The organism is Photorhabdus cinerea (assembly GCF_011189575.1).
In the GTDB taxonomy this organism is placed as follows: Bacteria; Pseudomonadota; Gammaproteobacteria; order Enterobacterales; family Enterobacteriaceae; genus Photorhabdus; species Photorhabdus cinerea.
In genome coordinates this window covers 1-384 of record NZ_PUJW01000152.1, presented here as the reverse complement: position 1 = coordinate 384, position 384 = coordinate 1, and the positions used below count along the sequence as shown (strand labels likewise).

Below are 384 nucleotides of genomic sequence, written 5' to 3'. Positions count from 1 at the left end.
AAAACCTCGCCATGAACTTTCTGTGATGTTATAGAGGGTGTTAATAGTCTGCTTTCAATCTCATTTTTTCTGATTGAGTAATTCTTGCCCTTTCATTTTCCATTCTTCCCATTTGGGATTATCACGGGATAATTCATGCAAACTGGCTAATGGGGGTCCGCTTGGAAAACGGAAAATATCCTACGCTAAGCCTGTTTTTTGTACAGATTGATATCAACTGATCGTAACGGACGGTATTTTCCAGCTCCTAACTTAAGATTATTACGCCAGATGTAATCTCCACTCAGATTGATATGCTCCCAACCCAGCGGCGACAGGTGCGAAAGCAATTGCTCATTAATCTGAACCCCTTTCCGTTTCAGTGATTCGATGGCTCTTTCTATA

Annotated in this window: 1 protein-coding gene; it reads right to left on the bottom strand. The window is 41.1% G+C overall.

Going from position 1 to position 384, the window contains the following annotated elements:
* Positions 1 to 185: 185 nt before the first annotated feature.
* The coding region (locus C5469_RS23125) for a Tn3 family transposase (protein ID WP_166311054.1) at positions 186 to 384 on the bottom strand (199 nt) is incomplete at its 5' end.